The 26,843-nt window shown below is 65.9% G+C and carries 24 protein-coding genes; 7 read left to right on the forward strand and 17 right to left on the reverse strand.

Annotated elements, in window-relative coordinates; translation table 11 throughout:
- Window positions 1-138: 138 nt before the first annotated feature.
- Both K8M09_RS16605 and K8M09_RS16610 read left to right on the forward strand, forming a co-directional pair.
- Window positions 139-834: a GntR family transcriptional regulator gene (locus K8M09_RS16605; RefSeq protein ID WP_380735582.1), complete on the forward strand. Its 696-nt coding sequence runs from the start codon at window positions 139-141 to the stop codon at window positions 832-834.
- 39 nt (window positions 835-873) lie between these two features.
- Complete coding sequence (locus K8M09_RS16610) at window positions 874-2,127, forward strand: NAD(P)/FAD-dependent oxidoreductase (protein WP_160787637.1); 1,254 nt, start codon at window positions 874-876, stop codon at window positions 2,125-2,127.
- Here the strand turns inward: K8M09_RS16610 and K8M09_RS16615 are convergent.
- Window positions 2,117-2,557 carry an Lrp/AsnC family transcriptional regulator gene (locus K8M09_RS16615; RefSeq protein WP_160787636.1) on the reverse strand — a complete coding sequence of 147 codons (441 nt, stop codon included), beginning with the start codon at window positions 2,555-2,557 and terminating at the stop codon, window positions 2,117-2,119. The two genes, K8M09_RS16610 and K8M09_RS16615, sit on opposite strands and share 11 nt — an antisense overlap.
- A 112-nt stretch (window positions 2,558-2,669) precedes the next feature.
- On the opposite strand from K8M09_RS16615, the gene K8M09_RS16620 reads away from it, so the two are divergent.
- Complete coding sequence (locus K8M09_RS16620; RefSeq protein WP_160787635.1) at window positions 2,670-3,770, forward strand: saccharopine dehydrogenase family protein; 1,101 nt, start codon at window positions 2,670-2,672, stop codon at window positions 3,768-3,770.
- Between the two features lie 137 nt (window positions 3,771-3,907).
- On the opposite strand, the gene K8M09_RS16625 is transcribed toward K8M09_RS16620, so the two are convergent.
- The 4 genes from K8M09_RS16625 to hglS all read right to left on the reverse strand — a co-directional run bounded on the left by K8M09_RS16625 (window position 3,908) and on the right by hglS (window position 9,287).
- Window positions 3,908-4,864 carry a MerR family transcriptional regulator gene (locus K8M09_RS16625; RefSeq protein ID WP_160787634.1) on the reverse strand — a complete coding sequence of 319 codons (957 nt, stop codon included), beginning with the start codon at window positions 4,862-4,864 and terminating at the stop codon, window positions 3,908-3,910.
- Window positions 4,865-4,996: 132 nt separating this feature from the next.
- Complete coding sequence (locus K8M09_RS16630; protein ID WP_160787633.1) at window positions 4,997-6,229, reverse strand: pyridoxal phosphate-dependent aminotransferase; 1,233 nt, start codon at window positions 6,227-6,229, stop codon at window positions 4,997-4,999.
- A 6-nt stretch (window positions 6,230-6,235) separates the two neighbouring features.
- Window positions 6,236-7,759, reverse strand: a complete 1,524-nt coding sequence (gene amaB, locus K8M09_RS16635; RefSeq protein ID WP_160787632.1) for an L-piperidine-6-carboxylate dehydrogenase — start codon at window positions 7,757-7,759, stop codon at window positions 6,236-6,238.
- A gap of 130 nt (window positions 7,760-7,889) precedes the next feature.
- The gene (hglS, locus tag K8M09_RS16640) at window positions 7,890-9,287 is read right to left on the reverse strand and encodes a 2-oxoadipate dioxygenase/decarboxylase HglS (RefSeq protein ID WP_160787631.1); all 1,398 of its coding nucleotides are present in this window, start codon (window positions 9,285-9,287) and stop codon (window positions 7,890-7,892) included.
- A gap of 115 nt (window positions 9,288-9,402) precedes the next feature.
- On the opposite strand from hglS, the gene K8M09_RS16645 reads away from it, so the two are divergent.
- On the forward strand, window positions 9,403-10,299 hold the full coding sequence (locus tag K8M09_RS16645; protein WP_160787630.1) for a LysR family transcriptional regulator: 897 nt from the start codon (window positions 9,403-9,405) through the stop codon (window positions 10,297-10,299).
- 118 nt (window positions 10,300-10,417) lie between these two features.
- Window positions 10,418-11,701 (forward strand): NAD(P)/FAD-dependent oxidoreductase, encoded by a 1,284-nt coding sequence (locus tag K8M09_RS16650; protein WP_160787680.1) that lies wholly within the window; start codon window positions 10,418-10,420, stop codon window positions 11,699-11,701.
- 53 nt (window positions 11,702-11,754) lie between these two features.
- Here K8M09_RS16650 and purU read toward each other — a convergent pair whose 3' ends face one another.
- The gene (gene purU / locus K8M09_RS16655) at window positions 11,755-12,639 is read right to left on the reverse strand and encodes a formyltetrahydrofolate deformylase (RefSeq protein WP_229341954.1); all 885 of its coding nucleotides are present in this window, start codon (window positions 12,637-12,639) and stop codon (window positions 11,755-11,757) included.
- A 306-nt stretch (window positions 12,640-12,945) separates the two neighbouring features.
- Between purU and K8M09_RS16660 the strand changes: the two genes are divergently transcribed.
- Window positions 12,946-14,133 carry a hypothetical protein gene (locus K8M09_RS16660; protein ID WP_160786277.1) on the forward strand — a complete coding sequence of 396 codons (1,188 nt, stop codon included), beginning with the start codon at window positions 12,946-12,948 and terminating at the stop codon, window positions 14,131-14,133.
- On the opposite strand, the gene K8M09_RS16665 is transcribed toward K8M09_RS16660, so the two are convergent.
- The 8 genes from K8M09_RS16665 to K8M09_RS16700 are packed head-to-tail and all read right to left on the reverse strand — an operon-like array spanning window position 14,123 to window position 22,248.
- The gene (locus K8M09_RS16665) at window positions 14,123-15,136 is read right to left on the reverse strand and encodes a succinylglutamate desuccinylase/aspartoacylase family protein (protein ID WP_160786276.1); all 1,014 of its coding nucleotides are present in this window, start codon (window positions 15,134-15,136) and stop codon (window positions 14,123-14,125) included. The genes K8M09_RS16660 and K8M09_RS16665 overlap by 11 nt on opposite strands.
- A 2-nt stretch (window positions 15,137-15,138) precedes the next feature.
- On the reverse strand, window positions 15,139-15,483 hold the full coding sequence (locus tag K8M09_RS16670; RefSeq protein WP_160786275.1) for a RidA family protein: 345 nt from the start codon (window positions 15,481-15,483) through the stop codon (window positions 15,139-15,141).
- Between the two features lie 26 nt (window positions 15,484-15,509).
- Entirely contained in the window at window positions 15,510-16,823 is a 1,314-nt protein-coding gene (locus K8M09_RS16675) for an alanine racemase (RefSeq protein ID WP_160786274.1), read from the reverse strand.
- Window positions 16,816-17,751, reverse strand: coding sequence for an amidohydrolase family protein (locus tag K8M09_RS16680; protein WP_160786273.1), 936 nt, complete (start codon window positions 17,749-17,751; stop codon window positions 16,816-16,818). The genes K8M09_RS16675 and K8M09_RS16680 overlap by 8 nt, the downstream gene beginning before the upstream one ends.
- Complete coding sequence (locus K8M09_RS16685) at window positions 17,748-18,689, reverse strand: ABC transporter permease (RefSeq protein WP_160786272.1); 942 nt, start codon at window positions 18,687-18,689, stop codon at window positions 17,748-17,750. The genes K8M09_RS16680 and K8M09_RS16685 overlap by 4 nt, the downstream gene beginning before the upstream one ends.
- Entirely contained in the window at window positions 18,686-19,651 is a 966-nt protein-coding gene (locus K8M09_RS16690; protein WP_160786271.1) for an ABC transporter permease, read from the reverse strand. Before K8M09_RS16690 ends, K8M09_RS16685 begins: the two co-directional genes overlap by 4 nt.
- Entirely contained in the window at window positions 19,648-21,156 is a 1,509-nt protein-coding gene (locus K8M09_RS16695) for a sugar ABC transporter ATP-binding protein (protein WP_160786270.1), read from the reverse strand. The genes K8M09_RS16690 and K8M09_RS16695 overlap by 4 nt, the downstream gene beginning before the upstream one ends.
- Before the next feature lie 21 nt (window positions 21,157-21,177).
- The gene (locus K8M09_RS16700; protein ID WP_160786269.1) at window positions 21,178-22,248 is read right to left on the reverse strand and encodes an ABC transporter substrate-binding protein; all 1,071 of its coding nucleotides are present in this window, start codon (window positions 22,246-22,248) and stop codon (window positions 21,178-21,180) included.
- A 220-nt stretch (window positions 22,249-22,468) separates the two neighbouring features.
- Here K8M09_RS16700 and K8M09_RS16705 point away from each other — a divergent pair, with 220 nt between their 5' ends.
- The gene (locus K8M09_RS16705) at window positions 22,469-23,242 is read left to right on the forward strand and encodes an IclR family transcriptional regulator (protein WP_160786287.1); all 774 of its coding nucleotides are present in this window, start codon (window positions 22,469-22,471) and stop codon (window positions 23,240-23,242) included.
- A 7-nt stretch (window positions 23,243-23,249) separates the two neighbouring features.
- Here K8M09_RS16705 and K8M09_RS16710 read toward each other — a convergent pair whose 3' ends face one another.
- The 3 genes from K8M09_RS16710 to K8M09_RS16720 all read right to left on the reverse strand — a co-directional run bounded on the left by K8M09_RS16710 (window position 23,250) and on the right by K8M09_RS16720 (window position 26,665).
- Window positions 23,250-24,464: a TIGR03862 family flavoprotein gene (locus tag K8M09_RS16710; RefSeq protein ID WP_160786268.1), complete on the reverse strand. Its 1,215-nt coding sequence runs from the start codon at window positions 24,462-24,464 to the stop codon at window positions 23,250-23,252.
- Between the two features lie 78 nt (window positions 24,465-24,542).
- Window positions 24,543-25,010 carry a hypothetical protein gene (locus K8M09_RS16715; RefSeq protein WP_160786267.1) on the reverse strand — a complete coding sequence of 156 codons (468 nt, stop codon included), beginning with the start codon at window positions 25,008-25,010 and terminating at the stop codon, window positions 24,543-24,545.
- A gap of 32 nt (window positions 25,011-25,042) precedes the next feature.
- Window positions 25,043-26,665 (reverse strand): ABC-F family ATP-binding cassette domain-containing protein, encoded by a 1,623-nt coding sequence (locus K8M09_RS16720; RefSeq protein ID WP_160786266.1) that lies wholly within the window; start codon window positions 26,663-26,665, stop codon window positions 25,043-25,045.
- Between the last annotated feature and the right edge of the window lie 178 nt (window positions 26,666-26,843).

Genomic DNA, 26,843 nt, shown 5'->3' on the forward strand with positions numbered 1-26,843 from the left:
AAATCCCCTTCCGTATCACATAATTATTTTTGTGATCACATTTTCCAGATATGCACACTTTCTTGTCACGGGTCAAGCTGCTAGAACCTGTCACGAAGGACAGGCTGGCACCCGACAGCCTTTCACAGGAGGTATGGATTGGGCAACTTGGCGCTGGAATCGCTGGAGCGGCCGGAAGGCATGACGACGCATGAATATGCGCATCGCCGCCTGCGCCAGGCCATCATGGTCGGCTCGATCCGCCCCGGCGAATCGCTGACCATCCGCGGCATTGCCGAGGCGATGGAGAGCAGCCCGACGCCGGTGCGCGAGGCGCTGCGCCGTCTCTCCGCGGAAGGCGCGCTGCGCGTGCTCGACAATCGCCGCATCATGGTGCCGCGCATGACGGCGGACCGTTTCAGCGAACTCGTCTCGCTGCGCTCCATGCTGGAGCAGCACGCCGCCCGCCGGGCCGTGCCGCATATCACCGAGCGCCGCATCGACCAGCTCGCCGAGATCGACCGCGCGCAGGACGAGGCCATCGCCCGCAAGGACAACGGCACCGCCCTCCTCCTGAACCAGGAATTCCATCGCACGCTATACACCGCCAATCCCGAGCAGGTGATCATGCCGATGGTGGAGAGCATCTGGCTCCAGCTCGGCCCCTTCCTCGGCATCGCCATGGAGCATGTCGCCCAGCTCTATTTCGTCGATCGCCACCAGGAGGCCATCGAGGCGCTGCGCAAGCGCGACGAGGACGCCGTGGCCACGGCGATCAAGGCCGACATTTCCGAGGGCATCGGCGGTTTCGAGCGTTCGGCCATCGAGAATCTCTTGAAACTTGCAGGACAATAAACGCACCGGCCAAAGGCCGGGCAACAGGGGGAATGGCAGATGAAGGCGGATGTGATTGTTCTCGGCGCGGGCGTGGTCGGCATTTCGGCGGCGATCCATCTGGCCCGGCGCGGCAAGAAGGTGGTGATGATCGACCGCCGCGGCCCGGCCGAGGAAACCTCCTACGGCAATGCCGGCCTCATCCAGCGCGAGGGCGTCTTCCCTTACGGCTTCCCGCACGATTTCGGCGCGCTCTTCCGCTACGCGCTGAACAACACCATCGACGCCCATTATCACCCCTCGGCGATCCCGAGCATCATTCCCTTCCTCGCCCGCTACTGGTGGCATTCCGGCTTCCGCCAGCACCAGAGCATCGCCCATCTCTATGCCCCGCTCATCGAACATTCGATCAGCGAACACGCCGACCTCATCGCCGCCTCCGGTGCCGACGACCTCATCCGCAAGGACGGCTGGATGAAGGTCTTTCGCACGGAGAAGGAGCGGGACAAGGCCTATGCGGAGGCGGAAAAGCTTTCGGCCAATTTCGGCGTCAACCACCAGAAGCTGACGACGGCGGAAGTGGCCGCCGCCGAACCGCATATCCGCGCGGAACTGACCGGCGGCCTGCGCTGGACCGACCCATGGTCGATCCGCGATCCCCAGAGCCTCCTCAAGCGCTACCTCGCCTATTTCCAGTCCCTCGGCGGCGAATTGAAATCCGGCGACGCGGCGACCATCGAACATGTGCTTGAAGGCGAAGGCTGGCGCATCGCGACGCCCGAGGGACCGCTGGAAGCAAGGGACGTCGTCGTCGCGCTCGGCCCCTGGGCCGATACGGTGACGCGCAAGCTCGGCTATCGCTTCCCGCTCGCCGTCAAGCGCGGCTACCACATGCATTACGGCGCGGAAGAGGGCGCGACGCTCAACAACTGGGTGCTCGACGCCGAGCGCGGCTATTTCCTCGCCCCCATGCTGCGCGGCATCCGCCTCACCACCGGCGCGGAGTTCGCCAGGCGCGACACGCGCAAAACCCCGGTCCAGCTTCGCCGCGCCGAAAAGGTCGCCCGCGAATTCTTCCCGCTCGCCGAACGGCGCGACGAGGAACCGTGGATGGGCGCCCGCCCCTGCACGCCGGACATGATGCCGGTCATCGGCAAGGCCCCACGCCATGCCGGTCTCTGGTTCGCCTTCGGCCATGCCCACCACGGCATGACCCTCGGCCCCATCACCGGCCGCGTGCTGGCGGAAAAGATGCTGGGCGAGCGCACGGTGATCAATATCGGGCCGTACCGGCCGGAGCGCTTTATCGCCTGATCCGCGTCGACAGGATGATCGACGACAGCGTGCGCTCCACGCCGTCGATGGCGCCGATGCGGTCGATCAGGTGGTCGAGTTCCGCAATGGACGCCGCCTCGACCACGGCGATGAGATCGAAGCTGCCGCTCACCGAATGCAGCGTGCGCACGGCGGAAATGGCGTGCAGCTCCGTCGTGATGCGGGCGAGGGTCTTGGGCGCGATGGTGATCAGCACATGGGCCTTCACCATGCCGCTCTCATAGGCGTCGGAAAGCTTGACGCCGTAGCCGGCGATCACGCCGTCGCGCTCCAGCCGGTCGATCTTCGCCTGCACGGTCGTGCGCGACAGGCCCAGCTTGCGGGCGATGGTCGCCGTCTGTTCGCGGGCGTTCTCGCTGAGGATGGCCAGAAGCGCGCGATCCTTGGCGCCTAGCGTCGAAATGCTCATTTTCACCGTCGTTCTGCCGATAATGATAACGCATTATGCCAGATATGGCGCTTTAAATCGACAGCCCCTCCCCTCAAAATAAGTGCATCAATTCATGCCGGAGGGTAATCACATGAAGGACATCGTCGTCATCGGCGCAGGCAAGATCGGCTCGACCATCGCGCGCATGCTGGCCCATTGCGGAGACTACCGCGTCACCGTCGCCGACCGCTCGGAAGACCAGCTCGCCGCCATCGAGAAGCACGATGCCGTTTCGACCGTCGTCGTCGACATCGCCGACGCCGTCGCCATGAAGGCGCTGCTCACCGGCAAGTTCGCCGTTCTCTCGGCTGCCCCCTACCACCTGACGGTCGCCATCGCCGAAGCTGCCGCCGCTGCCGGCGTGCACTATCTCGACCTCACGGAAGACGTCGAATCCACCCGCCAGGTCAAGCGCATCGCCGCGAACGCCAAGACGGCCTTCATTCCGCAGTGCGGCCTCGCACCGGGCTTCATCTCCATCGTCGCCAATGACCTCGCAAGCCGCTTCGACACGCTCGACAGCGTGCGCATGCGCGTCGGCGCCCTGCCGCAGTACCCGTCCAACGCTCTCAACTATAACCTGACCTGGAGCACGGACGGCGTCATCAACGAATATATCGAGCCCTGCGAAGCCATCGTCGAAGGCTCGCTGATCGAGGTTCCGGCCCTCGAAGAGCGTGAAGAATTCTCGCTCGACGGCGTCACCTACGAAGCCTTCAACACCTCGGGCGGCCTCGGCACGCTCTGCGAGACGCTGAAGGGCAAGGTTCGCACGCTGAACTACCGCACGATCCGCTATCCGGGCCACGCCGCCATCATGAAGGCGCTGCTCAACGACCTCGGCCTGCGTCACCGCCGCGAAGTCCTCAAGGACATCTTCGAAAACGCCCTGCCGACCACCACGCAGGACGTCGTGATCATCTTCGTGACCGTTTCCGGTCGCAAGGGCGGTCGCCTGATCCAGGAAACCTACGCCAACAAGGTCTACAGCGCCCCGGTCGCCGGCGCCCTGCATTCCGCCATCCAGATCACGACGGCCGGCTCGATCTGCGCCGTGCTCGACATGCTGGCTGACGGTTCGCTGCGCGCCGAAGGCTTCGTACGCCAGGAAGAAATCGCCCTCGAGGCCTTCCTCGCCAACCGCTTCGGCCACTACTACGCCCAGGAAAACCGCGGCGCGCACGCCGCCTGATTTTCCCGACCTCTTCAACGCCCCGGCCAAACCGGGGCGTTTTCGCATCGTGGCCCAGCCGCGGGGAAGCAAAGAACGCCACAAAGGCGCAAACCAATAAAAATGGGGCCTCCTGCGAGGCCCCTTTTCTTTTGGCATCAGGCGGCGCTCGGCCGAAAGGCGATCACGCCCTCCGTCCGCGACCGCACGGCCGGCGTCGCAAGGCATGTCGCGACCGCCTCGTAGCCCCGCGCGCCCTTGCGCGGCGGCACGATCATCGGCATGTCGTGATTTGCCGGGCAGTAGAGGATGGTTTCGTCCGCGGACATATCGGCAAGATCGAGCATCGACGAGGAGCGCGTGAGCAGGAAAAGCGGACGCTCCCCGAAAGGCCGGCTTCGCAGATAGCGCCGCAACGCCTGCTGCGTGACCTGATCCAGCCCTTGCTCCACCATATCGATGACAAGGACTGCCGCCTCCGAGGCCTCGACGGCGAAGAGCAAGGCCGCCAAGGCCGGCGAGAAGTTCGCACCCTGTCCCAGAAGCCGGTGAAGATGACTGTCGCTTCGCGCCTCTACCACCGCATCGCCGTCCACCTGCCGCTCCAGCCCGATAAAGGCGGCATCCGGCAGGGCTTCCGAAATCGCCAGCGCCAACCGTGTCTTGCCGCTCCCCAGAGGACCGGTGATGTAGGTGAGGGGTTTCAGGGCCGGGAGCTCGAACCGCTCGCCACCCCATGGCCAGGGCAAATCCAGCGAGACGGCCGCCTCTACGGCCGACGCCACCTTCTTTCGCGCCGCCTCGACGGATTGAACCGTCTCGGCCATCCGGCCGATCTGGCTTTCGAGACCCGCCTGATGGGCGGCAAGCGCGGTATCGAGGCTACCGCCAGCCGACAGGACACCCTTGATCTGCGTAAGCCCCATCCCGAGCCGCCGCAGGGCGGCAACCTCTCTTGCGCGCGCCAGTTCGGACGGGCCGTATATCCGCCAGCCGGCGGTGGTGCGCAGCGGGGTCAGCAATCCATTCTGCTCGTAGAGCCGGAGCGCCTTGGCCGAGACGCCGAGTTCCCTTGCCGCCTCGGCGGCGGTCAGATGAAGGCTGGACCTGCGCACGAATCACCTCCCTGTCGTTCACCACCCTCTTATGCGGCCGGCCCCCGGGGCCGGGTCAAGCAGACGTTTCGGCAAAGAAAAACCCGCCGCAGGCTGGCTGCGGCGGGTCGGAAAGGCGAGGTGCGTGGCGGCTCAGGAAAGCCGTGCGCAGGCGTCCGCGATGCGCTTCAGCGCTTCCGTCAGTTCCGCTTCCAACGTGGCGTAGGAGATGCGGAAAAAGGGCGAGAGGCCGAAGGCCGAGCCCGGGACGACGGCGACATTCGCGTCTTCGAGGAGGTAGTCCGTGAAGTCGCTGTCGGCCTCGATGCGCTTGCCCTTCGGCGTTGTCTTGCCGATCACGCCGGCGCAGCCGGAGAAGGTGTAGAACGCGCCTTCCGGGGTGCGGCAGGCAAGGCCGGGAATGGCGTTGAGTGCGGAGACGACGAGGTCGCGGCGATGCTTGAAGCTCGCCTGGCGGTCCTTCAGGAAGTCCTGGGGGCCGTTCAGCGCTTCGACCGAAGCGGCCTGGCTGACCGAAGACGGGCAGGAGGTCGCCTGGCTCTGGATCACGGCCATGGCCTTGATCAGCGCCTTGGGACCACCGGCATAGCCGATGCGCCAGCCGGTCATCGCATAGGCCTTCGAGACGCCGTTGATCGTCAGCGCGCGGCTTTTCAGGCGCGGTTCGATGGCGACCGGGGTCACGAATTTGAAGCCGTCATAGACGATGTGCTCGTACATGTCGTCGACCATCAGCCAGACATGCGGATGACGCAGCAGCACGTCGAGCAGCGGGCGGTAGTCCGCTTCGCTGTAGGCCGCGCCCGACGGGTTGGACGGCGAGTTGAAGAGCACCCAGCGCGTCTTCGGTGTGATCGCCTTTTCGAGCTGTTCGGCCTTCAGGCGGAAGCCGGCTTCCGCGTCGCAGGGGATCAGCACCGGCACGCCGCCGCAGATCTCCACGATGTCGGAATAGGACGTCCAGTAGGGCGTCGGGATGATCACCTCGTCGCCCGGATTGACGCTCGCCATGAAGGCGTTGAAGAGGATCTGCTTGGCGCCCGTCGCGACGGTGACTTCGTCGATTGCGTAATCAACGTTGTTCTCGCGGCGGAATTTTTCGGAAATCGCCTTCTTCAGCTCCGGCGTGCCGTCGAGCGCGGTGTATTTGGTGTCGCCCTTGTCGATGGCGGCCTTGGCGGCGGCCTTGACGTTGTCGGGCGTGTCGAAGTCAGGCTCGCCGGCGCCGAGGATGATGACCGGCAGGCCTTCCTTCTTCATGGCAGCGGCGCGGGCGCCGATCTGCAGGATTTTCGAAACGCCGATGGCGGCGATGCGCGAGGCGGGCACGAAGCCCGCCTCCTCGATCTTGGTGGATACGGTCATGGCCGCTTACTCGATATCGAAGGAGACGCCCTGGGCGAGCGGCAGGGCCTTCGAATAGTTCACCGTGTTGGTGGCGCGGCGCATATAGGCCTTCCAGGCGTCGGAGCCGGATTCGCGGCCGCCGCCGGTTTCCTTCTCGCCGCCGAATGCGCCGCCGATTTCAGCGCCCGAGGTGCCGATGTTGACATTGGCGATGCCGCAGTCCGAACCGTCGGCCGACAGGAAGCGCTCGGCTTCCTGAACGTTGAGCGTGAAGATCGACGAGGAGAGGCCGGCCGAAACGGCGTTGTGGTCTTCCAGCACGGCTTCGAAGTCGGAATACTTCATGACGTAGAGGATCGGCGCGAAGGTCTCTTCGAGAACCGGGCCGGCCTGCTTCGGCATTTCGACGATGGCGGGCTTGACGTAGTAGGCCGTGTCCTTGCCGGCTTCGGCAACGCGCTCGCCACCGGTGACGGAACCGCCCTCGGCCTTGGCCGCTGCGATTGCCTTCTGCATGCCGTCGAAAGCCTGCTTGTCGACCAGCGGGCCGACGAGAGCGGAGGTTTCCAGCGGGTTGCCGACGGAAACGCTGGTATAGGCCTTCTTCAGGCGCGGAACGAGCTGGTCATAGACGCTGTCATGCACGAAGAGGCGGCGCAGCGTGGTGCAGCGCTGGCCGGCGGTGCCCATTGCGCCGAAGGCGATGGCGCGCAGTGCCATGTCGAGGTCGGCCGAGGGGCAGACGATGCCGGCATTGTTGCCGCCGAGCTCGAGGATCGAGCGGGCGAAACGCTTGGCGAGACGCGGGCCGACTTCCTTGCCCATGCGGGTGGAGCCGGTGGCCGAGACGAGCGCGACCTTGTGGTTGTCGACGAGGGCTTCACCGATGGTGCGGTCGCCGATAAGGACGATCGACAGGTTTGCCGGGGCATCGCCGAAGCGGGCAAGCGCGCGCTCGAAGATCGCCTGGCAGGCGAGCGCCGTCAGCGGGGTCTTTTCAGAGGGCTTCCAGACGATGGAATTGCCGGCGACGAGCGCCAGAGCCGCGTTCCACGACCAGACGGCGACCGGGAAGTTGAAGGCCGAGATGATGCCGACGACGCCGAGCGGGTGCCAGGTTTCCATCATGCGGTGGCCGGGACGCTCGGTGGCGATCGTCAGGCCGTAGAGCTGGCGGGAGAGACCGACGGCGAAATCGCAGATGTCGATCATTTCCTGCACTTCGCCGAGGCCTTCGGAGGTGATCTTGCCGGCCTCGATGGAGACGAGGCGGCCGAGATCGGCCTTGGAGGCGCGCAGCTCTTCGCCGAGCAGGCGAACCAGTTCGCCGCGCTTGGGAGCCGGAACGAGACGCCAGGCCTTGAAGGCTTCGTGGGCGGCATCGATGGCCTTGTTCGTCTCGGCGGCCGAGACGGTCTTCAGCTTGCCGATCTCCTCGCCGCTGACCGGGCTGAAGGAGGCCATGTCGCCACCCTGCCAGTCGGCGCGGGCAACGCCGAGCTTGTCGAGAAGGGCTGCGGTTTCGGTTTTCACGTCGACTTTCGTCATCGGGTATCTCCCTGTTGTCTCTTGGGTCTCTTGGCGCCCGGCAGGCCCGGCGCTTTAATGGTTTCACCCCGGCCGTCCGCTTGCGCTTCCCGTCCGGGGTGTATCTGTCGTGGAAGGCCTTTGCCGTCCGTTATTCCGCGGCTGCCGCCATGTTGACGATGCCGAGGCACATTTCAAGCGAGGCGCGCTGGATGCCGGCATAGTGGGCGAATTCGTCCAGCACCGTGGCGCCCATATCGCGCTCGAACATCACCTGGTTCGGGCTGGCAACGAAATCCTGCGTCGCGTCGTCGCCGAGGTTCGACTGGAAGATGCCCGCGGCGCTGACCGGCAGGAAATCCTCGTAGACGATGGGGTCGAACTGGATCAACCCGGCTTCGATGGCGGTTTCGAGATCGGCGTTGCGGCCGGTGACCGCCTTGCCCTTCTCCGTCAGCGAGTAGCGGAAATAGCCGAGGCCCGCCTTGCGGATGCCGTCCCATGTGTCGGGGAAGGCCTTGAAGACATCGGCGAGCGCGGCTTCGTATTCGGCGGCATTGGAGCCGTCGGCGGCCGGGCGCACGCGGGCGCGGGTGTCGGTGAGAAGCCTGTCGTAGAGCGCGCGACCCTTCGGCGTCAGCGCGACGCCGCGCTGTTCGATCTCGCCGAAGCGGGCGGTGTGCGAGCCCTTCTGCCAGCTACCGTCTTCCGCGATGAAGGAGACGGCCTCTTCCAGCGCCTTGAACGAGGTCTGGCGCAGCAGGATCGGGCAGGTGCGGGTCGGCGGGCCCTCGACGATGGCCTTGGGGGCGATGCCCTCTTCCGGCATGCGCGCCTGCACCTTGTCGATGTCGAGCGTGCGCGGCGTCAGGTGATTGATGTGCGGCCCCTTGAAGGACACGACGTCGGCGATCAGGCGGTGCGCATCGTGCAGGCGCTTGTACATGTCGGCGCTGACGATGGCGTGGTCGTGCCAGCGGAAGGTTTCCAGCACCTCGGTGACGAAGCGGGCGGCGTCCGCGCGGTCCAGCCCGCCGTCGCGCTCGGCCTTCTCGACCAGGGCGATGGCGGCGCTGGTGAAGATCTTGCGGCCGGCGAGAACCGCGGCGGCTTCTGCGCGCAGCGCTTCATCCGCGATGAGATCGAGGCGGAGCAGCGAGGTGAAGACGCGGAACGGGTTGCGGCTGAGGCTTTCCGCGCCGACCGGACGGAAGGCGGTGGAGTGAACCGGCACGCCGGCCGTCGACAGGTCGTAGTAGCCGACCGGGAACATGCCCATGACCGCGAAGACGCGGCGCATCATGGAAAGCTCTTCCGGCGTGCCGAGGCGGATGGCGCCATGGCGTTCCTCGGAAATACGCTCCAGCGAATCGGTCGCTTCGAGGCGGGTCTTCAGATGCGGGTCGGCGGCGAGCGTCTCGTCGTTGACCTTGGCGACCAGCGACATCAGCGTGCCGTAGGCCGGAACCTCGTCGCGATACATGGCGGACATGGCGGCGGAAAAATCCGAGCGGATCTTGTCGACGGAAATGTACGAATTTGCTTTCATGGGAAGCGGTCTCATCTTACAAGGAGGGAGGCCCTGTTCATTCTCAAAACGGATAATACCGGATCGTTTCCTTCAGCGATTGCGACCGTTCTGACTATGTTGATGCGAGGAAAGAATGAAGCTCAGTCGCAGGCTGATCCCGGACGTCACCACGCTGCAGGCGTTCGAATGCGCCGCCCGCCATGGCAGTTTCACGCAGGCCGCCCATGAGCTGAATCTCACCCAGAGCGCCGTCAGCCGCCAGATCAAGGACCTCGAGGAACAGCTCGGCGTGCTGCTCTTCGAGCGCGTGCGCCAGCGCGTCGTGCTGTCCGACGACGGCCGTCGCTTCCTGCCGGAAGTGCGCAAGCTGCTGCACCAGACGGAAGAGACCATGCTGCGCGCCATGGCCTCGGCCTCCTCCGAGCACAGCCTTGCCATCGCCACCCTGCCGACCTTCGGCAGCCGCTGGCTGACGCCGCGCATTCCGGCCTTCCTTGCCGAGCATCCCGGCACGATCATCAACATCGCCTCGCGCTCCGCGCCCTTCGATTTCGACGAGGAGAATTTCGACCTCGCGATCCATTACGGCCAGCCCGTCTGGGCGCGCGCGGCCTGCTCTTATCTCTGCAGCGAGGAAATCCTGCCGGCGGCAAGCCCCGAACTCCTGAAATCCTGGCCCCTTTCCGAACCGAAGGACCTGGAGCAGGCGCCGCTGCTGCATCTCGCCACGCGGCCGAAGCTCTGGGCACAATGGTTCGAGCTGAACGGCGGCTCCGCCGACACCGCCTATCGCGGCCACCGCTTCGACCAGTTCGCCATGGTCATCGAATCGGCCGTCGCCGGCCTCGGCTTCGCGCTGCTGCCGAAATACCTGATCGAGCAGGAGCTTGCGACCGGCCGCCTCTGCGTCGTTTTCGACCGGCCGATGGAAATGGAGAACAGCTATTATCTCGTCGTTCCCGAGGGAAAGCTGGAGAACCCGCTGAGCCAGGCCTTTCGCGCCTGGATCGCCAGGCAGATGCCGAAATAACGGGACAGGCCCGCTTCATGCGGAGGGGGCATGACCCGGTGCCGATTTTTTGCTTTAGTGGAAGGGCCGCATCGTCGATGGTGCGATGACGATCCTCCTTCCGAAAAGACAGACCACCATGCTCAACGACCCGCGCTCCCATGGCCTCTGGGAGATGACCGCCCCATCCGCCCCTGAAACTGTCGCCTTCTCCGGCAAGGCGGAAGCGGACGTGGTGATCGTCGGCGGCGGCTATACCGGCTTCTCGACCGCGCTGCATCTTGCCGAACGCGGCACGCGGGTGATCCTGCTGGAAGGCGCGGAGATCGGTTATGGCGGCTCGGGCCGCAATGTGGGCCTCGTCAATGCCGGCATGTGGGTAATGCCGGACGAACTGCCCGGCGTGCTCGGCGACCTCTACGGCAGCCGCCTGCTCGAACTGCTCGGCAATGCACCGCGCCTCGTCTTCGACCTCGTCGAGAAACACCAGATCGACTGCGAGATCAATCCGGCCGGCACGCTGCACTGCGCCGTCGGCCAGTCCGGCCTCGACGAACTGAAGCAGCGCGCCGAGCAATGGGCGCGCCGCGGCGCGCCGGTGCGTCTGCTCGATGCCGCCGAGACGGCCGCCAAGGTCGGCACCGATGCCTATACCGGCGCGCTGCTCGACATGCGCGCCGGCACGATCCAGCCGCTCGCCTATGCGCGCGGCCTTGCCCGCGCCGCGATTGCCGCCGGCGCGAATGTCTTCACCGGCAGCCCCGTGACGGGCGCTGAGCGAAACGGCAAGCGCTGGACGGTCAACACCGCGCGCGGTTCCGTGACGGCGGACTGGGTGGTGGTCGCGACGAACGCCTATACGGTCGCCCCGTGGAACGAGGTGCGCGCCGAGCTCGTGCATCTTCCCTATTTCAACTTCGCCACCGTGCCGCTGTCGGCGGAGATGCAGGCGAAGATCCTGCCGGAAAAGCAGGGCGCGTGGGATACGCGGGAAGTCCTCTCCTCCTTCCGCTTCGACAAGCGCGGCCGTCTGGTCTTCGGCAGCGTCGGGGCGCTACGCGGCACCGGCACGGGCATCCACAAGGCCTGGGCGCGCCGCGCTCTGAAAAAACTGTTCCCTGAGATCGGCGACGTCGCCTTCGAGGCCGAATGGTACGGCAAGATCGGCATGACGACCGACAACCTGCCGCGCTTCCATCGCCTTGCCGACAATGTCGTCGGCTTTTCTGGCTATAACGGCCGCGGCATCGCTCCCGGTACCGTCTTCGGCCGCACGCTCGCCCAGCTCGTTTCCGGCGAGATCGCCGAAATGGACCTGCCACTGCCGGTCACCGATCCGGAAGCCCAGTCCTTCCGCTCGGTGCGGGAAGGCTATTACGAACTCGGCGCGCAGATCGCCCATTTCGCCGGCGCGCGCATCTAGGTAACCCGCCCTAAAAGCAGAAAGGCCGGCGTTTCCGCCGGCCTTTTCGTTTGTCAGCCCATGCGCTCGGAGGCGTAGGAGCCGGGCGACGGCGGGAAGACGATGGTCTTGTTGCCGTTCATGAAGACGCGGTGATGGATATGGGCATGCACGGCGCGGGCCAGAACCTGGCTCTCCACGTCGCGGCCGATCGAGACATAGTCCTCCGCCGACTGCGCATGCGTGATACGCGCGACGTCCTGCTCGATGATCGGACCTTCATCGAGGTCCTCGGTGACGTAGTGCGCCGTCGCGCCGATCAGCTTCACGCCGCGCTCGAAGGCCTGCTTGTAGGGGTTCGCCCCCTTGAAGGACGGCAGGAACGAGTGGTGGATGTTGATGATGCGGCCCGACATCTTCTTGCAGACCGCATCCGACAGAACCTGCATGTAGCGGGCGAGAACGATCAGCTCGGCGCCGGACTGCTCGACCACTTCCATCAGCCGCGCCTCAGCCTGCGGCTTGTTCTCCTTCGTCACCTTGATGTGGTGGAAGGGGATGTCGTGGTTGACGATGACCTTCTGGTAATCGAAGTGGTTGGAGACGACGCCGACGATGTCGATCGGCAATGCGCCGATCTTCCAGCGGTAGAGCAGGTCGTTGAGGCAATGGCCGAAGCGCGAGACCATGAGCAGCACCTTCATGCGCTCGTCGCTGTCGTTGAAGCGGTATGTCATCGCATATTTCTTGGCGACCGGGGCAAAGCCCGACTTGATGTCGTCTTCCGACACGCCTTCCTGCGACAGGAAGGTGAGGCGCATGAAGAACAGGCCCGTCTCCAGATCGTCGAACTGCGACGAATCGGAGATGTAGCACCCCTTCTCGGCGAGGTAGCCGGTGATCGCAGCGACGATGCCGCGGGTCGATTGGCAGGTTACGGTCAGGACGTGGCTTTTCATCGGTTTCAATCTCGCGTTCGGCCGGTGCGGGGGCAGGCAACGGCGATCCCCTCTTGATGCGCCGCACATAACGGCTCGGCGCATATTTCAGGCTGCCTGCGGCGGCGCAAGCCCTGCAATGGCGAGAAGCTACGCCTGCTCCTTTCAGGAATCCCTCCGGTTCGCGACATCCAATGCGTCGAAAATGCCAAGAGATGCGATCCGCTTTCCGCAAATGCCGGAATCGATGACGCAGAGGCAAATTCCCGCTAGACACTATTATGGACGCATGTTCTACATAATGGACATATTTGACCGGAGCACATCATGCATCTTTCCATGTGGACCTATCCCTGGGACATTCAGGACCAGGGGCTCGAAACGCTCGCCGCCGACCTTGCCGGCCGCGCCGGGCTGAACACGGTCAGCATGGCGACCTCCTATCACGCCGGCCGCTTCCTGCAGCCGCGCAGCCCGCAGCAGAAAGCCTATTTCCCGGAAGACGGAACGATCTATTTCCGCCCGGACGAAAGCCTCTGGCAGGGCAAGGAAATCCAGCCGCTGGTGGCGCAGAACCTCATCGAGCGCGGCGACATGCTAGAAGCGCTGACCAAAGCGCGCGCGACGACCGGCCTCAAGGTCTCCTGCTGGACGGTCTGCCTGCACAATACCCGCCTCGGCACGCTGCATCCCGACCACGTGACCCGCAACGCCTTCGGCAACGCCAACTACTACAATCTCTGCCCCTCCAGCCCGGCGGCGCGCGACTATGTCGTCACGCTCGTTCGCGACATCACGGTGAACTACAAGCCGGACATGCTGGAGCTGGAAAGCCCCAACTTCATGGGTTACGCCCATGAACATCATCACGAGAAGGACGGCGTCGGCCTCAATGCCGAGGACGATTTCCTGCTCTCGCTCTGCTTCTGCGACCATTGCACGGCCCGGGCCCAGAAGGCGGGCGTGCCCGTGGACGCCGCGCGCAAGACCGTGGTGCGCTTCATCGCGGAGACCTGCGAGCGGGCCGTGCCGGAAAAACAGTTCGCCGATTTCCCCGAAGCCGGCATCGACGCCTTCCGCGCCTATCCCGAACTCCACGCTTTCCTCGCATGGCGCACGGAGCCGGTGACGAGCCTGATCGGCGCGATCAAGGCCGCCGCAGACCCGGCGACACGCATCGTGCTGATCGACCTCAAGGACGCCTGGCTCGGCGGCGTCGATCTCGACGCGGTCGGCAAGCTCTGCGACGGGGCGATCCTCTGCTGCTACGACATGACGCCGGAAGCCGTGGGCGAGGTCATCCGCACCGGCCGGGCGATTCTTGGCCCGGACAAATTCCTCGGACTGGGCCTGCGCGTCTTCTATCCGGAAGTCGACGGCCCCGAGATCCTGACGGCGCGCGTGAAAAACGCCGTCGAAGCGGGCGTCGACGGCGTCAATTTCTACAATTACGGTCTCATTCCCGCAAAACGCCTCGACTGGGTGGGCGAGACGGTCGCGGCCATCAGCCGCTGATCGGCTCGGCCGCCTGGATCAGGCAATCGCCCGCCTGGCTGTCGGTGTGCAGCCGATGGGAAATGACAATGCCGCCTTCGGCAAAGCGCAGCGCCTCTTCCGGCTGATCCAGCCGTTCCAGATCGTGATACCAGCCGGCAAGATCGCCGGCGGCAACACGCGCGCCGAGCGCAACCGCCGGCTCGAACCAGCCGCGCCGGTTGGCATAGATGCCCTGGCTGTGCCGCGAGAGCGAGAGAAGCTGCAGGTCCGGCGAGGCGGGCAGCGCCTGCCGCGAGAGAACCGGCCCCTCCGTAATGCCGAGCGCCACGAGCAGGCGGTCGATCGCCGCCGCCGTGAAGGCCATGCTGTCGGGCGTCACCGTACCGCCGCCGCCGAATTCGCCGGAAAGACCGATCGTGCCCGCACGGCCCGCCGCACCCATCGAGGTCGGCGCTGCCGGCCCGTTGTCGGCAATGAAGGCGTGGCCCGCGCCCATGGCCCGCATCAGCTCCAGCGAGCGCTGGAAACGCGCCGGATCGGCCTGCCGCTCGATGAGCGTGCAGGCGAGATGGGCCATGGAGGTGCCGCCTGAATGCAGGTCCAGCACAGCCTCGTGCTGCGGAAACAGGACATGCTCCAGGAAATGGGCAAGCCGCGCCGTCGGCGTGCCAGCGGGGTCGCCCGGGAAGGCGCGGTTGAGATTGCCGCCGTCGAAGGGCGAGCAGCGCCGGGCCGCCATCACCGCCGGCAGGTTCGCCATGGGCAGGATGGTGACAGCGCCGCGAATTTTTGCAACGTCGAGCAGCCGCATCAACCGGCCGAGTTGCAGTTCGCCCTCATATTCGTCGCCGTGATTGCCCGCCATGAGCAGGAGACTCGGCCCCGCGCCGTTCTTCAGGCGCAGGATCGGGATGCGAATCTGGTAATAGGGCGAGCGGTCGACGGAATAGGGGATGGCGAGATGGCCGTCCTGCCGACCCTCGGCCGCAAAATCGATCGGGTTGACGACGCCGCTATGCATGGTCAGAGCGCCGCGACGGCGGTCATCTCGACGCGCAGGTCCGGGTCGGCAAGGCGTGCCTCGACGCAGGCGCGGGCCGGCGGGTTCACCGGGTCGATCCAGGCGTCATAGACGCTGTTCATGGCGTCGAAATCGACGATGGCCGGGAGGAAGACGTTGACGGCGAGGAGCTTCGAACGGTCTGTGCCGGCTTCCTTGAGCAGCGCGTCGATCTTGCCGAGCACGTCGCGCGTCTGGTCCTCGATGCCGGCCTTGCGGTTTTCCGCGACCTGGCCGGCAATGTAGACGAGACCGCCATAGGAGACGGCCTGGCTCATGCGCGAGCCCTTCTGGTAACGCTGGATCATGGTGTTTTCCTTTCGTCCTGGGAGGATCAGCCGAAGCTGGTGAGGTAGGCCGTCACGACCTGATGGTCGGGGTCGAGGCCGTAGAGGATGGCGTGCCGGTCGAGGCAGGTGCAGGGGTGGGAGATGCCGAACTCCACCACATCGCCCACGGCGACCGCGCTGCCGGCCGGAAGGGTGACAAAAGCGTGCTGGTCGTTGAGGCGCAGCACCTCGGCGCTGGTGAAGTCGGCGGCCTTCGCGCCGTCACGGTAAAGCACCAGCGGGCGCGGCAGGCCCTGGTCGATGGCGACGTCGCGCAGGCCCATGCCGCAGATGGCAAGGCCGGGCTCCGGCAGCGACAGCACTTCCGCCCAGACGCGCAGCGCCGGCTGGAATTCCCGCGCCGCCGAATGGACCTTGCCACCGAAGCGGAAGCCTTCGCGCGCATCGAGGCCGGACAGACCGCGCTCGTAGACGCCGTGATCGTGGAGGAAGATCGCCCCGCTGCGCAGGATCAGTTTGCAATCGGGATCGGCCGAAACGGCGGCGGAAAGACCGGCGACGACACGGTCGAAGAAGACCGAGCCGCCGGCCGTGACGAGAAGCGGCCGCTCCTTGCCGATGCGGGCGCGCACCGTGGGGAGGAAGGCGGCGGTCAAGTCCATCAGGCCATCGATGCGGCGCAGCGTCTCGTCCGCATCCGCCGTTGCGGCCGCGCCCTCATAGGCGGCGATGCCGGTGAGCCTGAAGTTTTGGCTTTCGGCCGGAAGGATCACGTCGAGGATCGCATTCGCGGCATCAGTGCTGCGGGCACCGGCGCGCCCGGCTCCGAACTCCACCAGCAGACCGAGCGGCGGCAGGTCGGCGCATCCGGCCCAGGCTGCGACGAGCGCTTCGGCAAACGGCACGGAATCGACAAAGATATGCACCTCAGCCGAGGGATAGCCGGCGAGCAGGGCGGCGAGGCGGCGGGCAGCGGCGGCACCGCCGATCTCGTTGGCGAGGATCAGCCGGCGCTGGCCGGCCTTCAGCATCACGGCGGCCTGCCTGATATCGGCGACGGTCGTGCCCCAAGCACCGGCGGCCAGCAGCGCGCCGGAAATCGCCGTCGACATGGGCGTCTTGGCATGGGGCGCGATTTCGACGCCGTGATCCTTCACATAGGCCATCATCAGGTCAACATTCGTGGCGAAGGCCTGCTGGTCGAGCGAGATCAGCGGCAGCGCCATTTTCCCGTCATAGGGCTTCCAGCCCTTGCCGCCGATAGCCTCGAGCGGCAGCGGCGCATGGCCCGGCGGAAAGCCGCGGATGCGGTCGTCGATGACGGGATTGCCGGTTCCGGTGGTGTGAAGGTCATACATGGTGCTCTCCCATCCCGAGACGGTAGGTCTCGTTGGCGGTGGTGAAGAAAAGGGCGCGCTGCTCGTCGAGCGAAAGACAGGCAGCCGCGTTGCGGAAGACGTCGTAGACCGCGTCGAAGGAGGCGTGCAGCCCGGCGACCGGGAAATCGCTGGCGAACATCGAGCGCGACGGGCCGAAACAGTCCAGGCAATGGTCGATCACCGCGCCGAGGCTTTCGGGCGTCCAGTCATTGTCGTAGGCGACGAGGTCGGAGATTTTCAGGCGGGCATTCGGCTCCCCGCCGAGGGCGCGCAGACCCTTGCGCCAGAGCGCCATGCCTTCTTCGCTGCGGTCGGCCGGGCTGCCGCCGTGATTGAGCACGAAGAGCGTGTCCGGGAAGGATCGCATGAGATGCAACGCCTCTTCCATCTGCCAGGGATAGAGCATGAGGTCGAAGACGAGGCCGAGGCGGGAGAGATGGGTTAGGCCCGCCCGCCAGACGGGATCGGCCATGCGGTGAGGACGGGGCGCGAAGCTCTTGGCCGGCTCGGGGTGCCAGCTCACGATATCGCGGATGCCGACGACATTCGGGTTCGCCGCCTCCGCTTCGAGGAGGCGAAGCGCATCGGGGCTGTCGAGGGGAACGCGGGCGATGTAGCGCCGCGCGACGCCCGAGGTACGGTCGAGACCGTCGAGCCAGCGGCTTTCCTCCAGCGGGTGCGCATCCGACCAACCGGCCTCGACATGCACGGTGGCGACGACGTTCTGGTGTGCGGCATCCGCCAGATAGTCCTCTATACCATAATCCCTGAGGATCTGCGCAAGGCTACCGAACACCATCTCGGTCCCCTCGCCGCGTGCCTTTTCCAGCCAGGGATGGCGGTTGAGCGAGAGGTCCCAGAGATGGTGGTGCGGGTCGATGACCGGCCCGCCGTAGCGCAGCGTCATCGCCGGGCCTCGCGGCCGGAAATGAGCAGGAGCGCCAGGATCAGCGTGCCGAACATGATGGAGCGCCAGCCGGGCGAGGCATTGACCACCGTGATCAGCGCCGTCGTGGTGACGAGCAGGATCGCCCCCGGAATGGTGCCGGCATAGGTGCCGCGCCCGCCGAGGATGGAGGTGCCGCCGAGCACCACGGCGGCGATCGACGTCAGCAGATAGGGATCGCCGATGCCGACATAGCCCTGCCGGTTCATGCCGAGCACGAGAATGCCGGCGAGGCCCGCGAAGAAGCCGGAGAGCGCATAGAGGATCAGCGTGTTGCGCGTGAGGCTGACGCCCGAAAGGCGAGCGGCGAGCGGATTGGCCCCGATGGCGAGGAACCGCGCGCCGATGGGCATGCGGTGGATCAGGATGAGCACGACGGCCGAGACGGCGAGCCAGAGGAGGACGCCGGCCGGCACACCGAGCGGACGCGCCTGCCCGAGCAGGATGACGGCCGGATTGCTGACCGTGACGGCGCTGCCGCCGGCGACGATGACGAGCAACCCTTGCAGGAAGGTCGCCATGGCGAGCGTCATGATGATCGGCGGCACGCGAAGGTAGGCCGCGCCCGCGCCGTTGAGGAAGCCGATGCCGGTGGCGATGGCCAGCACGAGGGCGATGCCGACGAGGCCGGTCGGATCCCAGGCGGGCGAGATGATCGGCAGCAGGATCGCGGTGACGGTGATGACCGCGCCGACGGAAAGGTCGATGCCGCCCATCAGGATGACGAGCGTCTGGCCGGCGGCGGCGATGCCGATGACGGCGGCAAGCTCCAGCAGGTAGCGCAGGTGCCCGTAGGCCCCGAAGCCGCGCAGCGTGACGCTGGCGACAAGCCAGACCAGCGCCACGAGCACGAAGGTGAGGAGCGGGGGATTGCGGAACAGGGAACGAGCGGCATTCATCGCCTTGCCCTCCATTGTGCGAGCAGTTCCGGCACCGCGACGGCGCCGACGATGATCAGACCCTGCGCGACATATTGCGCGACCGGCGGGAAGCCGAGGAAGAACATCACGTTGATCATGACCGAGAGCAGCAGGCTGCCGCAGATCGCCCCACGCATCGTGCCTTTGCCGCCGAGGAAGCCGACGCCGCCGAGCACGGCCGCGGCAATGGAATTCAGCGTGAAGGGTGCGCCGATGACCGGATCGCCCGAGCCCGTCTGCGCCGCGACGAAGAGGCCGGCAAGCGCGGCGAGCAGGCCCGACAGCGCGAAGGCGACGATCTTCACCCGCTCGACCGGCACGCCGGAGCGGAACGCGCCGACGGGATTGTCGCCGGCCGCATAGATGCCGAGGCCGAGTGGCGTAGCCAGGAACGCCTTCCAGAGAAGGAGGACGACGACGAGCAGCAGGAAGGCGACGGGCGTGTGGCCGGCAAGCGTGTTGGACAGCCAGTCCGGAATGAAGCCGCCCGGGCGCGGCAGGAGGATCAGCGCGACGCCGGTGATGATGAAAGAGCCGGCAAGCGTGACGATGATGGCGGGGAGCCTCAGATGCGCGACGATGACGCCGATGACGGCACCGATGGCAAGGCCGGTGATCGCGACGGCGAGGAAGCCGCCGGGAACGCCGAGCGCCGTGCCCATGGTGGTTGCGGCGATGACCGCGCCGAGGCTGACGAGCGGGCCGATGGCGAGCGTGATGCCGCCGTTCAGCATGAGCAGCGCCTGCGCCATGGTGACGAGGGCGAGCGGGAACCAGTTCTGCGTGAACTTGGAGAAGCCGCCGACCGAGAGAATGCCGGGGAAGAGCACGGCATAGAGGATGAGGAAGGCGGCGACGACGAGATAGAGGCCGCCGAGGCTGCGGTTGCGGCGGCGCTGGATGGCGCCGTAGAGCCAGCTTGGGGACGAAACAGCGCTCATGCGGCCGCTCCTTCTGTGTTGACGCCCATGGCCGCGCCGACAATGGCCTCTTCGGTGATCGCCGTGCCGGACAATTGCGCGGCGACGCGTCCCTCGCGCAGCACCACGACGCGGTCGCAGAGATGCACGAGTTCAGGCGTGTCGGAGCTGACGATGACGATGAGCCGGCCTTCGGCGGCGAAGGCGCGCAGCATGTGGTAGATTTCGCGCTTGGTCTCGATGTCGACGCCGCGCGTCGGATCGTTGAGCAGCAGCACGGAAGGATCGAGCGGCAGCCACTTGGCAAGCGCCACCTTCTGCTGGTTGCCGCCCGAAAGCGCCTGCACCGGACGGGCGACATCGCCCTTGATGGTGAGGCGGCGGGCGAGATCGGCGATCAGGCCGGTCTCCGCCGTCCGGTCGCGAAGGCCGCCGCGGGCCAGCCGGCCGAGCGAGGGCAGGATGAGGTTGGAGGCGATGGAATGGGGCAGAACCAGCCCCTCATGCTTGCGGTCTGCCGGCACATAGACGAGGCCCGCGGCATTGGCCGCGCCGACATGGGCGGGAAGGCCGGGCTTGCCGGAAATCTCCGCCTTCGCCGCCTTGGCGGGAATGGCGCCGTAGAGGCCGAGCAGCAGGTCTTCCTGCCCCTGGCCCACCAGCCCGCCGATGCCGACAATCTCGCCAGCCCGCGCGGAAAAGCCGATATCGCGGACAAGACCGGCGGAAAAGCCTTCGACGCTGATGCGCAGCGCGCCCGGACTGGAAACGGCGCGCGGCGGGAAGAGATCGCCCGTCTCGCGGCCGACCATCAGGCGCACCAGCCCCTCGCCGTCGATGCCGGAAAGCGACTGGTCGGCGGTCACGCCGCCGTCCTTCAGCACCGTGACATGCGAGCAGAGCGCCTGCACCTCGTTGAGGCGGTGGGAGATATAGAGAAGTGCTGTGCCGCGATCGCGCAGCGTCTCGATGAGGCGGGCGAGGATGCCGGCCTCATGGGCGGAGAGCGAGGAGGTCGGCTCGTCGAGGATGAGCACGCGCGGCTTGCGGTAGAGCGCCTTGGCGATCTCCACCATCTGGCGGCGGCCGAGCGCGAGATCCGCGACCGGCATGTCGAGCGGCTCGGTGAGGCCCACCATGTCGCAGACCTCCCGTACGCCGCGGTGAAGCGCGGCATAGTCGATGAGGCCGAAGCGGCGCGGGAAGGCGCCGAGGCCGATATTCTCGGCGATCGACAGGTCGGCCGTCAGGCTCAACTCCTGCTGCACCACGGCGATGCCGGCCGCGCGGGCGGCGGCCGGGCTGAAGCGCCCGGCCGGCTTGCCGTCGACGACGATGGCTCCGCTATCCGGCTGGAGGGCGCCGGAGAGAAGGTTGATCAATGTGGATTTTCCCGCCCCGTTCTCTCCGAGCAGGGCGTGAACCCTGCCCGGAAGAAGGGCGATATCGACGCCCTTGAGAACCGGATTGCCGAAAAATCCCTTGAACACCTGCCGGGCTTCCAGCAGGGGTTTTGCATCCGTCATGACGGCGTCCTCGGGTCGGAATTACTGGGCCAGAAGCTTGTCGAAAAGCGCCTTGTCGTAATCCGAGTAGATGTAGCCGTCGGCCGGGAACTGGTCGGCGCGGGCGAGGTAGCTGTCGATGGTGCTGTCGTCGATGACCGGCAGCGGCACCTTGATGAAGGCCGGAACGTCCTTGCCTTCGAGCGCCTGGACGGCCGTGTAGACCGAGAGCGCGCCCAGCCAGTTCGGCTGCATGGTGGCCCAGCCCTTCAGGCCCTTTTCCTTCCACAGTTCCAGGAACTGGCGGGCGTTTTCGCCGGTGATCGGAACCTGCTCGCGACTCTGGCGGTCGAAGGCCATGACGGAGCCGGCCGAAAGCGCGCCGCCGAGCGAAAGCACGCCGTCGATTTCCGGATTGGCGAAGAGCAGGCTCGTCATGGCTTCCTGCGCCGGGGCCGCGTTGTATTCGGTGTTCGTCTCGGTGATGATTTCGAGACCCGGATTGGCTTCGAGAACCGGCTGGGCGCCCTTGCGGCGGTCATCGCTGACGGAAATGCCGGCCGGGCCGTTCATGACAATGATCTTGCCCTTGCCGCCGAGCTGGTCGGCAAGCCACTTGGCGGCGCCCGCGCCCCATTCGTTGGAATCGGTGTTGATCTTCGCCGTCACCTTGTCGGTGTTGACGAGGCTGTCGAAGTTCACGACGGCGATACCCTTGTCGCAGGCGTCCGAGATGACGCGGTCGAGCGCGTTGGACGAGCCGGCAATGACGACGATGGCGTCGACATTGGCGTCGATCATCGACTGGATGTGCTGGATCTGCGTCTGGGCGTTGCCCTGCGCGTCCGTGATCATCAGGTCCTTGACGAGACCGGCCTTCTTCAGCTCCTCGACCTCGGCGGCGATGGTGCCTTCGGTCTGCTTCATCCAGGTCGGTACGGAATAGATGTTCGCCCAGCCGACCGTGTAGGGCGCCTTGCGATCGCCCTTGATGCAGTTCGCGGCCGCCGAAGCGGTGCCGGCGGACATGGCGAGAAGCGCGGCGGCAGCAGCGGCGCCGGCCAGAAGGCGGCCACGCAGCGTGGCGGACGAGCGGTTTGCAGAATTCTTCATGGTGTTCCCCTTTTTGCGGCCAGCGTTCGGGCTTGCCATCCGTCATTGTCCAATATAATGTACAAGTGATCTTAATAATGGACGTCGCGATCTTATGCCGATTTTTCCAGCCCGCAAGAGGGGGGCAGGAAATTTCGTCCAGCCAGCGTCCGCGGGCGGATTGACAGATGGGACGGTGGGCATGAGAAGCTTGGCCGACGACAGCCGGGGAATGGATGCGATGGATGCGATTACCGACGAAGCAGGGGGAAAGCGCGCTCGCGGGCTGGACCGCGCCTTCGAGATCCTCGACTTCCTGCGGCAGAAGCGGCAGGCGCTGAAGCCCAACGAGATCGCCGCGCAGATCGGCGCGCCGCGCTCATCGGTCTATGAGCTGGTGAACCTGTTGCTGCGCAACGGCATCCTCGAATTCACCGGCGGCGAGGGCCGCGTCTATCTCGGCCGCAAACTCTATTTCCTCGGCGCGGCCTACGAGAACCATTTCGACTTCACCCGCGAATGCGAGGCGGCGTTGGAAAGGCTGGCCGACGAAACGCGCGAGACCGCGCAGTTCTGCATGCTCGACGGCAACAAATACACCGTCGTGCGCATGCGCGAGGGCGCGCGACCCTTCCGCATCTCCGCCGATATCGGCCAGTCGGTGCCGATCCCGTGGACCGCCTCCGGGCGCCTGCTCGTCGCGCATATGACGGACGAGGAAATCCTCGCCTTCATTCCGCCGGAGGATTTTCGCCTGCCGAACGGCGAATGGCTCGAACCGGCGGCCTTCCTGGCGCAGGCGCGTCAGGCCTGGCGCGACGGCTTCTTCACCTTCAACAGCATCGTCGACAGCTTCACGCACTGCTTCGCCGTGCCGGTGATGGACGAAGGCCACGCGGCCGCCACGCTCTGCCTCGTCGCCCCGCGCGCCGATGGCATCGCCAACCGCGACCGCTATCTCGACTCCCTGAAAATGGCCGCCGCCGGCCTCAGCCACGCCCCAAGGCGCGGCTGACCTTCGCTTATTTCGCCTGATCGCATAGCCAGCTATCGATGCCTGCGGCTGCCGCACGGCCCGTCGCGAAACAGGCGGTCAGGAGATAACCGCCGGTCGGCGCTTCCCAATCGAGCATTTCGCCGGCGGCAAAGACCCCCGGCATCGCCTTCAGCATATAGGTCTCGTCGACCGCATCGAAGCGAATGCCGCCCGCCGAGGAAATCGCCTCGGCGATGGGGCGCGGCCGGACAAGGGAAAGCGGCACGGCCTTGATCGCCGCCGCAAGGGCGTTCGCGTCGAGTGTCGATGCGGCAGGCACGCATTCGCGCAGCAGCGCCGCCTGCACACCATCCAGCCCCGCCGCCTTGCGCAGGCGCGTGGAAAAGCTCGCCTTACCACCCTGCCGAGAGAGATCTGCGGCGAGCCGCTCCTGAGTCCGCCCCGGCACAAGATCGAGCACGAGGGTCGCGGCCCCGTCCTGCGCCAGCGCGTCGCGCAGGGCAGCGGCATGGGCATAGACGAGGCTGCCCTCGATGCCGGTTTTCGAAATGACGAACTCGCCCGGGATCGTCCCCGCCGCCGACTGCGCGGTGACACCCTTGACCGGCGCACCGGCGAAGCGCTCCGCGAGGAAGGGCGACCAGTCCACGTCGAAACCGCAATTGGCGGGACGGAGGGGGGCGATACCGACACCCTGCTCGGCCAGCTCCTCCACCCACGCCGCATCCGAGCCAAGCCGTGGCCAGCTCGCCCCGCCGAGGGCCAGCAGCACCGCGTCGAATGCCAGAACCGCCTCGCCCTCCGGCGTATCGACCCGAAGACCATCCGGCGAAAAACCCGTCCAGCGATGACGCACGCGGATATCGACGCCCTGCTTTTCCAGCCGCGCGCGCCAGGCCCGCAGCAGGGGCGAGGCCTTCATGACGGTCGGGAACACCCGGCCGGAGGTGCCGACAAAAGTCTCGGTGCCAAGCCCCAGCGCCCAGGCGCGAAGATCGTCCGGCGTGAAGGCGTCGAGCGCCGTGCGCAGCCGCGCGTTCGCCGCGCTAAAACGGGTGGCGAAGCGCGCATAGGGTTCGGAATGGGTGATGTTGAGGCCGGATTTTCCGGCGAGGAGGAACTTGCGGCCGATGGTCGGCATCGCCTCCAGCACCGTTACGGCATGGCCACGCGCCGACAGCACTTCCGCCGCCATCAACCCGGCCGGCCCGCCGCCGACAATCCCGATCCGCCTTGCCATCGTTTCCGCCCTGAAATCCCTAGCGCCGTCATAAGCCGTCCGCCGCCGCTTCGCCAGCGGTGCGTGACCGGCAACCGGCTAGTCGGCCGGCGGAGAATATTTGCGCGTGAAGGGGATGCCGTTGAATGTGTGCGTGCAACAGGCGCAGCCGGGTTCCATATGCTCCACCCTGAGGTCAGGATCGACCAGCCGCAGCCTGTTGTCCTCATCCACGAACAGGCCGGAATAATAGGAGCTTTCGCCGATCCGCACGAAGGGCTTTTCCTCCGCCTCGGACCGCGCGACCATCCAGAATACCGGCTCGTGCCTGTCGAGCCGCGCCGCTGCCTCGGCGAAGACCGTATCCCAATCCTCACCGACCCGCGACAGAAGGAACCTGAAGAGCGGCGTATAATCCAGCCCGTGGCGCTGCCCGCCGCGCATGGCTCCGTCATGCACGCGGTCCTCGCGCCGCCGCGACCAGCGGTATTCGCCGCCCGCGCCGTGGCGCACGCCATGGGTCCGCGTGTTGACGCTGCGATAAAGCGGTTTCTTCCGATCCGTCATCCCGCAGTGATAACCCGAAATGCGGGAATGCTCTAGCTGGCGAGGCCCGGCGCCTCGTGGCCGCTCTGGGCGACATATTCCATATAACCACCCGGATATTGATGCACGTCGTCGCCGTTGAGTTCCAGCACGCGGTTCGACAGCGCGCCGAGGAAATGGCGGTCGTGCGAGACGAAGAGCATGGTGCCCTCGTAGTCGGCCAGCGCCTTGATCAGCATTTCCTTGGTGTCGAGGTCGAGATGGTTGGTCGGCTCGTCGAGGATCAGGAAATTCGGCGGATCGAACAGCATGGCCGCCATGACGAGCCGCGCCTTCTCACCGCCCGAAAGCACCCGGCACTTCTTCTCGACGTCGTCGCCCGAAAAGCCGAAACAGCCGGCAAGCGTGCGCAGCGGCCCCTGCCCCGCGCGCGGAAACTCCTGCTCCAGCCATTCGAAGACCGTCAGGTCGCCGTCAAGCAGGTCCATCGCATGCTGTGCGAAATAGCCGACCTTGACGCTCGCCCCGATCGTCACGCTGCCCACATCAGGATTGGCCGCGCCGGCGACCAGCTTCAGCAGCGTGGACTTGCCCGCGCCGTTGACGCCCATCACGCACCAGCGCTCCTTGCGGCGGATCAGGAAGCTGAAATCCTTGTAGATCGTGCGGCTGCCATAGGCCTTGTCGACATTCTTGAGGTTGACGACATCTTCGCCCGAGCGCGGCGCCGGCTGGAATTCGAACATCACCGTCTGGCGCCGGCGCGGCGGCTCGACGCGCTCGATCTTGTCGAGCTTCTTCACCCGGCTCTGCACCTGCGCAGCATGGGAGGCGCGCGCCTTGAAGCGCTCGATGAACTTGATCTCCTTGGCGAGCATCGCCTGCTGGCGCTCAAACTGCGCCTGCTGCTGCTTTTCGTTCTGCGCACGCTGCTGCTCGTAGAAGCCGTAGTCGCCGGAGAAGGTGGTGAGCGAGCCGGCATCGATCTCGATGATCTTGTTGACGATGCGGTTCATGAACTCGCGGTCGTGCGAGGTCATGAGGAGCGCGCCGTCATAGCCCTTCAGGAACTGCTCCAGCCAGATCAGGCTTTCGATGTCCAGATGGTTACTCGGCTCGTCGAGCAGCATGACATCGGGCCGCATCAGCAGGATGCGGGCCAGCGCCACGCGCATCTTCCAGCCGCCCGAGAGCTTGCCGACATCGCCGTCCATCATCTCCTGGCTGAAGCTGAGGCCGGCGAGAACCTCGCGCGCCCGGCTCTCCAGCCCGTAGCCGTCGAGTTCCTCGTAGCGCGCCTGCACCTCGCCGTAACGCTCGATGATTTCGTCCATCTCGTCGAGCCGGTCGGGATCGACCATCGCCGCCTCGAGTTCGCGCAATTCCGCCGCGACGGAACTCACCGGCCCGGCCCCGTCCATCACCTCGGTAACGGCGCTGCGGCCCTCCATCTCGCCGACATCCTGGCTGAAATAGCCGATGGAGACATGCTTCTCGACGGAAACCTGCCCCTCGTCCGGCAGCTCCTGCCCAGTGATCATGCGGAAGAGCGTCGTCTTGCCCGCACCGTTCGGCCCCACGAGGCCGATCTTCTCGCCGCGGTTCAGCGCGGCGGAGGCCTCGATATAGAGGATGCGGTGGCTGTTGGACTTGCTGATATTCTCGATGCGGATCATGGAAGGGCGGCCTCGTCGTGTTGCGCGCCCTATGCCATGGCGCAGGCGCTCCGTCCATGCGCAAAGCCCGCCGCGCCGCCGCAAATCGCAGATCCGAAGCGGAAATGACACGCATTCCGGAAGGAAGGCTTCGAGCCAGCTTCCGATGATACGTGCGCAGACAATGGACATCCGATTC

It is taken from the genome of Shinella zoogloeoides (genome assembly GCF_020883495.1).
Taxonomy (GTDB): domain Bacteria; phylum Pseudomonadota; class Alphaproteobacteria; order Rhizobiales; family Rhizobiaceae; genus Shinella; species Shinella zoogloeoides.

What these genes read in the sequence shown, in the direction of transcription:
- K8M09_RS16610 (WP_160787637.1), top strand. Translation starts at nt 874, where the DNA reads ATGAAGGCGGATGTGATTGTTCTCGGCGCGGGCGTGGTCGGCATTTCG.
- K8M09_RS16615 (WP_160787636.1), bottom strand. Translation starts at nt 2,557, where the DNA reads ATGAGCATTTCGACGCTAGGCGCCAAGGATCGCGCGCTTCTGGCCATC.
- K8M09_RS16620 (WP_160787635.1), top strand. Translation starts at nt 2,670, where the DNA reads ATGAAGGACATCGTCGTCATCGGCGCAGGCAAGATCGGCTCGACCATC.
- K8M09_RS16630 (WP_160787633.1), bottom strand. Translation starts at nt 6,229, where the DNA reads ATGACCGTATCCACCAAGATCGAGGAGGCGGGCTTCGTGCCCGCCTCG.
- amaB (WP_160787632.1), bottom strand. Translation starts at nt 7,759, where the DNA reads ATGACGAAAGTCGACGTGAAAACCGAAACCGCAGCCCTTCTCGACAAG.
- hglS (WP_160787631.1), bottom strand. Translation starts at nt 9,287, where the DNA reads ATGAAAGCAAATTCGTACATTTCCGTCGACAAGATCCGCTCGGATTTT.
- K8M09_RS16645 (WP_160787630.1), top strand. Translation starts at nt 9,403, where the DNA reads ATGAAGCTCAGTCGCAGGCTGATCCCGGACGTCACCACGCTGCAGGCG.
- K8M09_RS16650 (WP_160787680.1), top strand. Translation starts at nt 10,418, where the DNA reads ATGCTCAACGACCCGCGCTCCCATGGCCTCTGGGAGATGACCGCCCCA.
- purU (WP_229341954.1), bottom strand. Translation starts at nt 12,639, where the DNA reads ATGAAAAGCCACGTCCTGACCGTAACCTGCCAATCGACCCGCGGCATC.
- K8M09_RS16660 (WP_160786277.1), top strand. Translation starts at nt 12,946, where the DNA reads ATGCATCTTTCCATGTGGACCTATCCCTGGGACATTCAGGACCAGGGG.
- K8M09_RS16665 (WP_160786276.1), bottom strand. Translation starts at nt 15,136, where the DNA reads ATGCATAGCGGCGTCGTCAACCCGATCGATTTTGCGGCCGAGGGTCGG.
- K8M09_RS16670 (WP_160786275.1), bottom strand. Translation starts at nt 15,483, where the DNA reads ATGATCCAGCGTTACCAGAAGGGCTCGCGCATGAGCCAGGCCGTCTCC.
- K8M09_RS16675 (WP_160786274.1), bottom strand. Translation starts at nt 16,823, where the DNA reads ATGTATGACCTTCACACCACCGGAACCGGCAATCCCGTCATCGACGAC.
- K8M09_RS16680 (WP_160786273.1), bottom strand. Translation starts at nt 17,751, where the DNA reads ATGACGCTGCGCTACGGCGGGCCGGTCATCGACCCGCACCACCATCTC.
- K8M09_RS16685 (WP_160786272.1), bottom strand. Translation starts at nt 18,689, where the DNA reads ATGAATGCCGCTCGTTCCCTGTTCCGCAATCCCCCGCTCCTCACCTTC.
- K8M09_RS16690 (WP_160786271.1), bottom strand. Translation starts at nt 19,651, where the DNA reads ATGAGCGCTGTTTCGTCCCCAAGCTGGCTCTACGGCGCCATCCAGCGC.
- K8M09_RS16695 (WP_160786270.1), bottom strand. Translation starts at nt 21,156, where the DNA reads ATGACGGATGCAAAACCCCTGCTGGAAGCCCGGCAGGTGTTCAAGGGA.
- K8M09_RS16700 (WP_160786269.1), bottom strand. Translation starts at nt 22,248, where the DNA reads ATGAAGAATTCTGCAAACCGCTCGTCCGCCACGCTGCGTGGCCGCCTT.
- K8M09_RS16705 (WP_160786287.1), top strand. Translation starts at nt 22,469, where the DNA reads ATGGATGCGATTACCGACGAAGCAGGGGGAAAGCGCGCTCGCGGGCTG.
- K8M09_RS16710 (WP_160786268.1), bottom strand. Translation starts at nt 24,464, where the DNA reads ATGGCAAGGCGGATCGGGATTGTCGGCGGCGGGCCGGCCGGGTTGATG.
- K8M09_RS16715 (WP_160786267.1), bottom strand. Translation starts at nt 25,010, where the DNA reads ATGACGGATCGGAAGAAACCGCTTTATCGCAGCGTCAACACGCGGACC.
- K8M09_RS16720 (WP_160786266.1), bottom strand. Translation starts at nt 26,665, where the DNA reads ATGATCCGCATCGAGAATATCAGCAAGTCCAACAGCCACCGCATCCTC.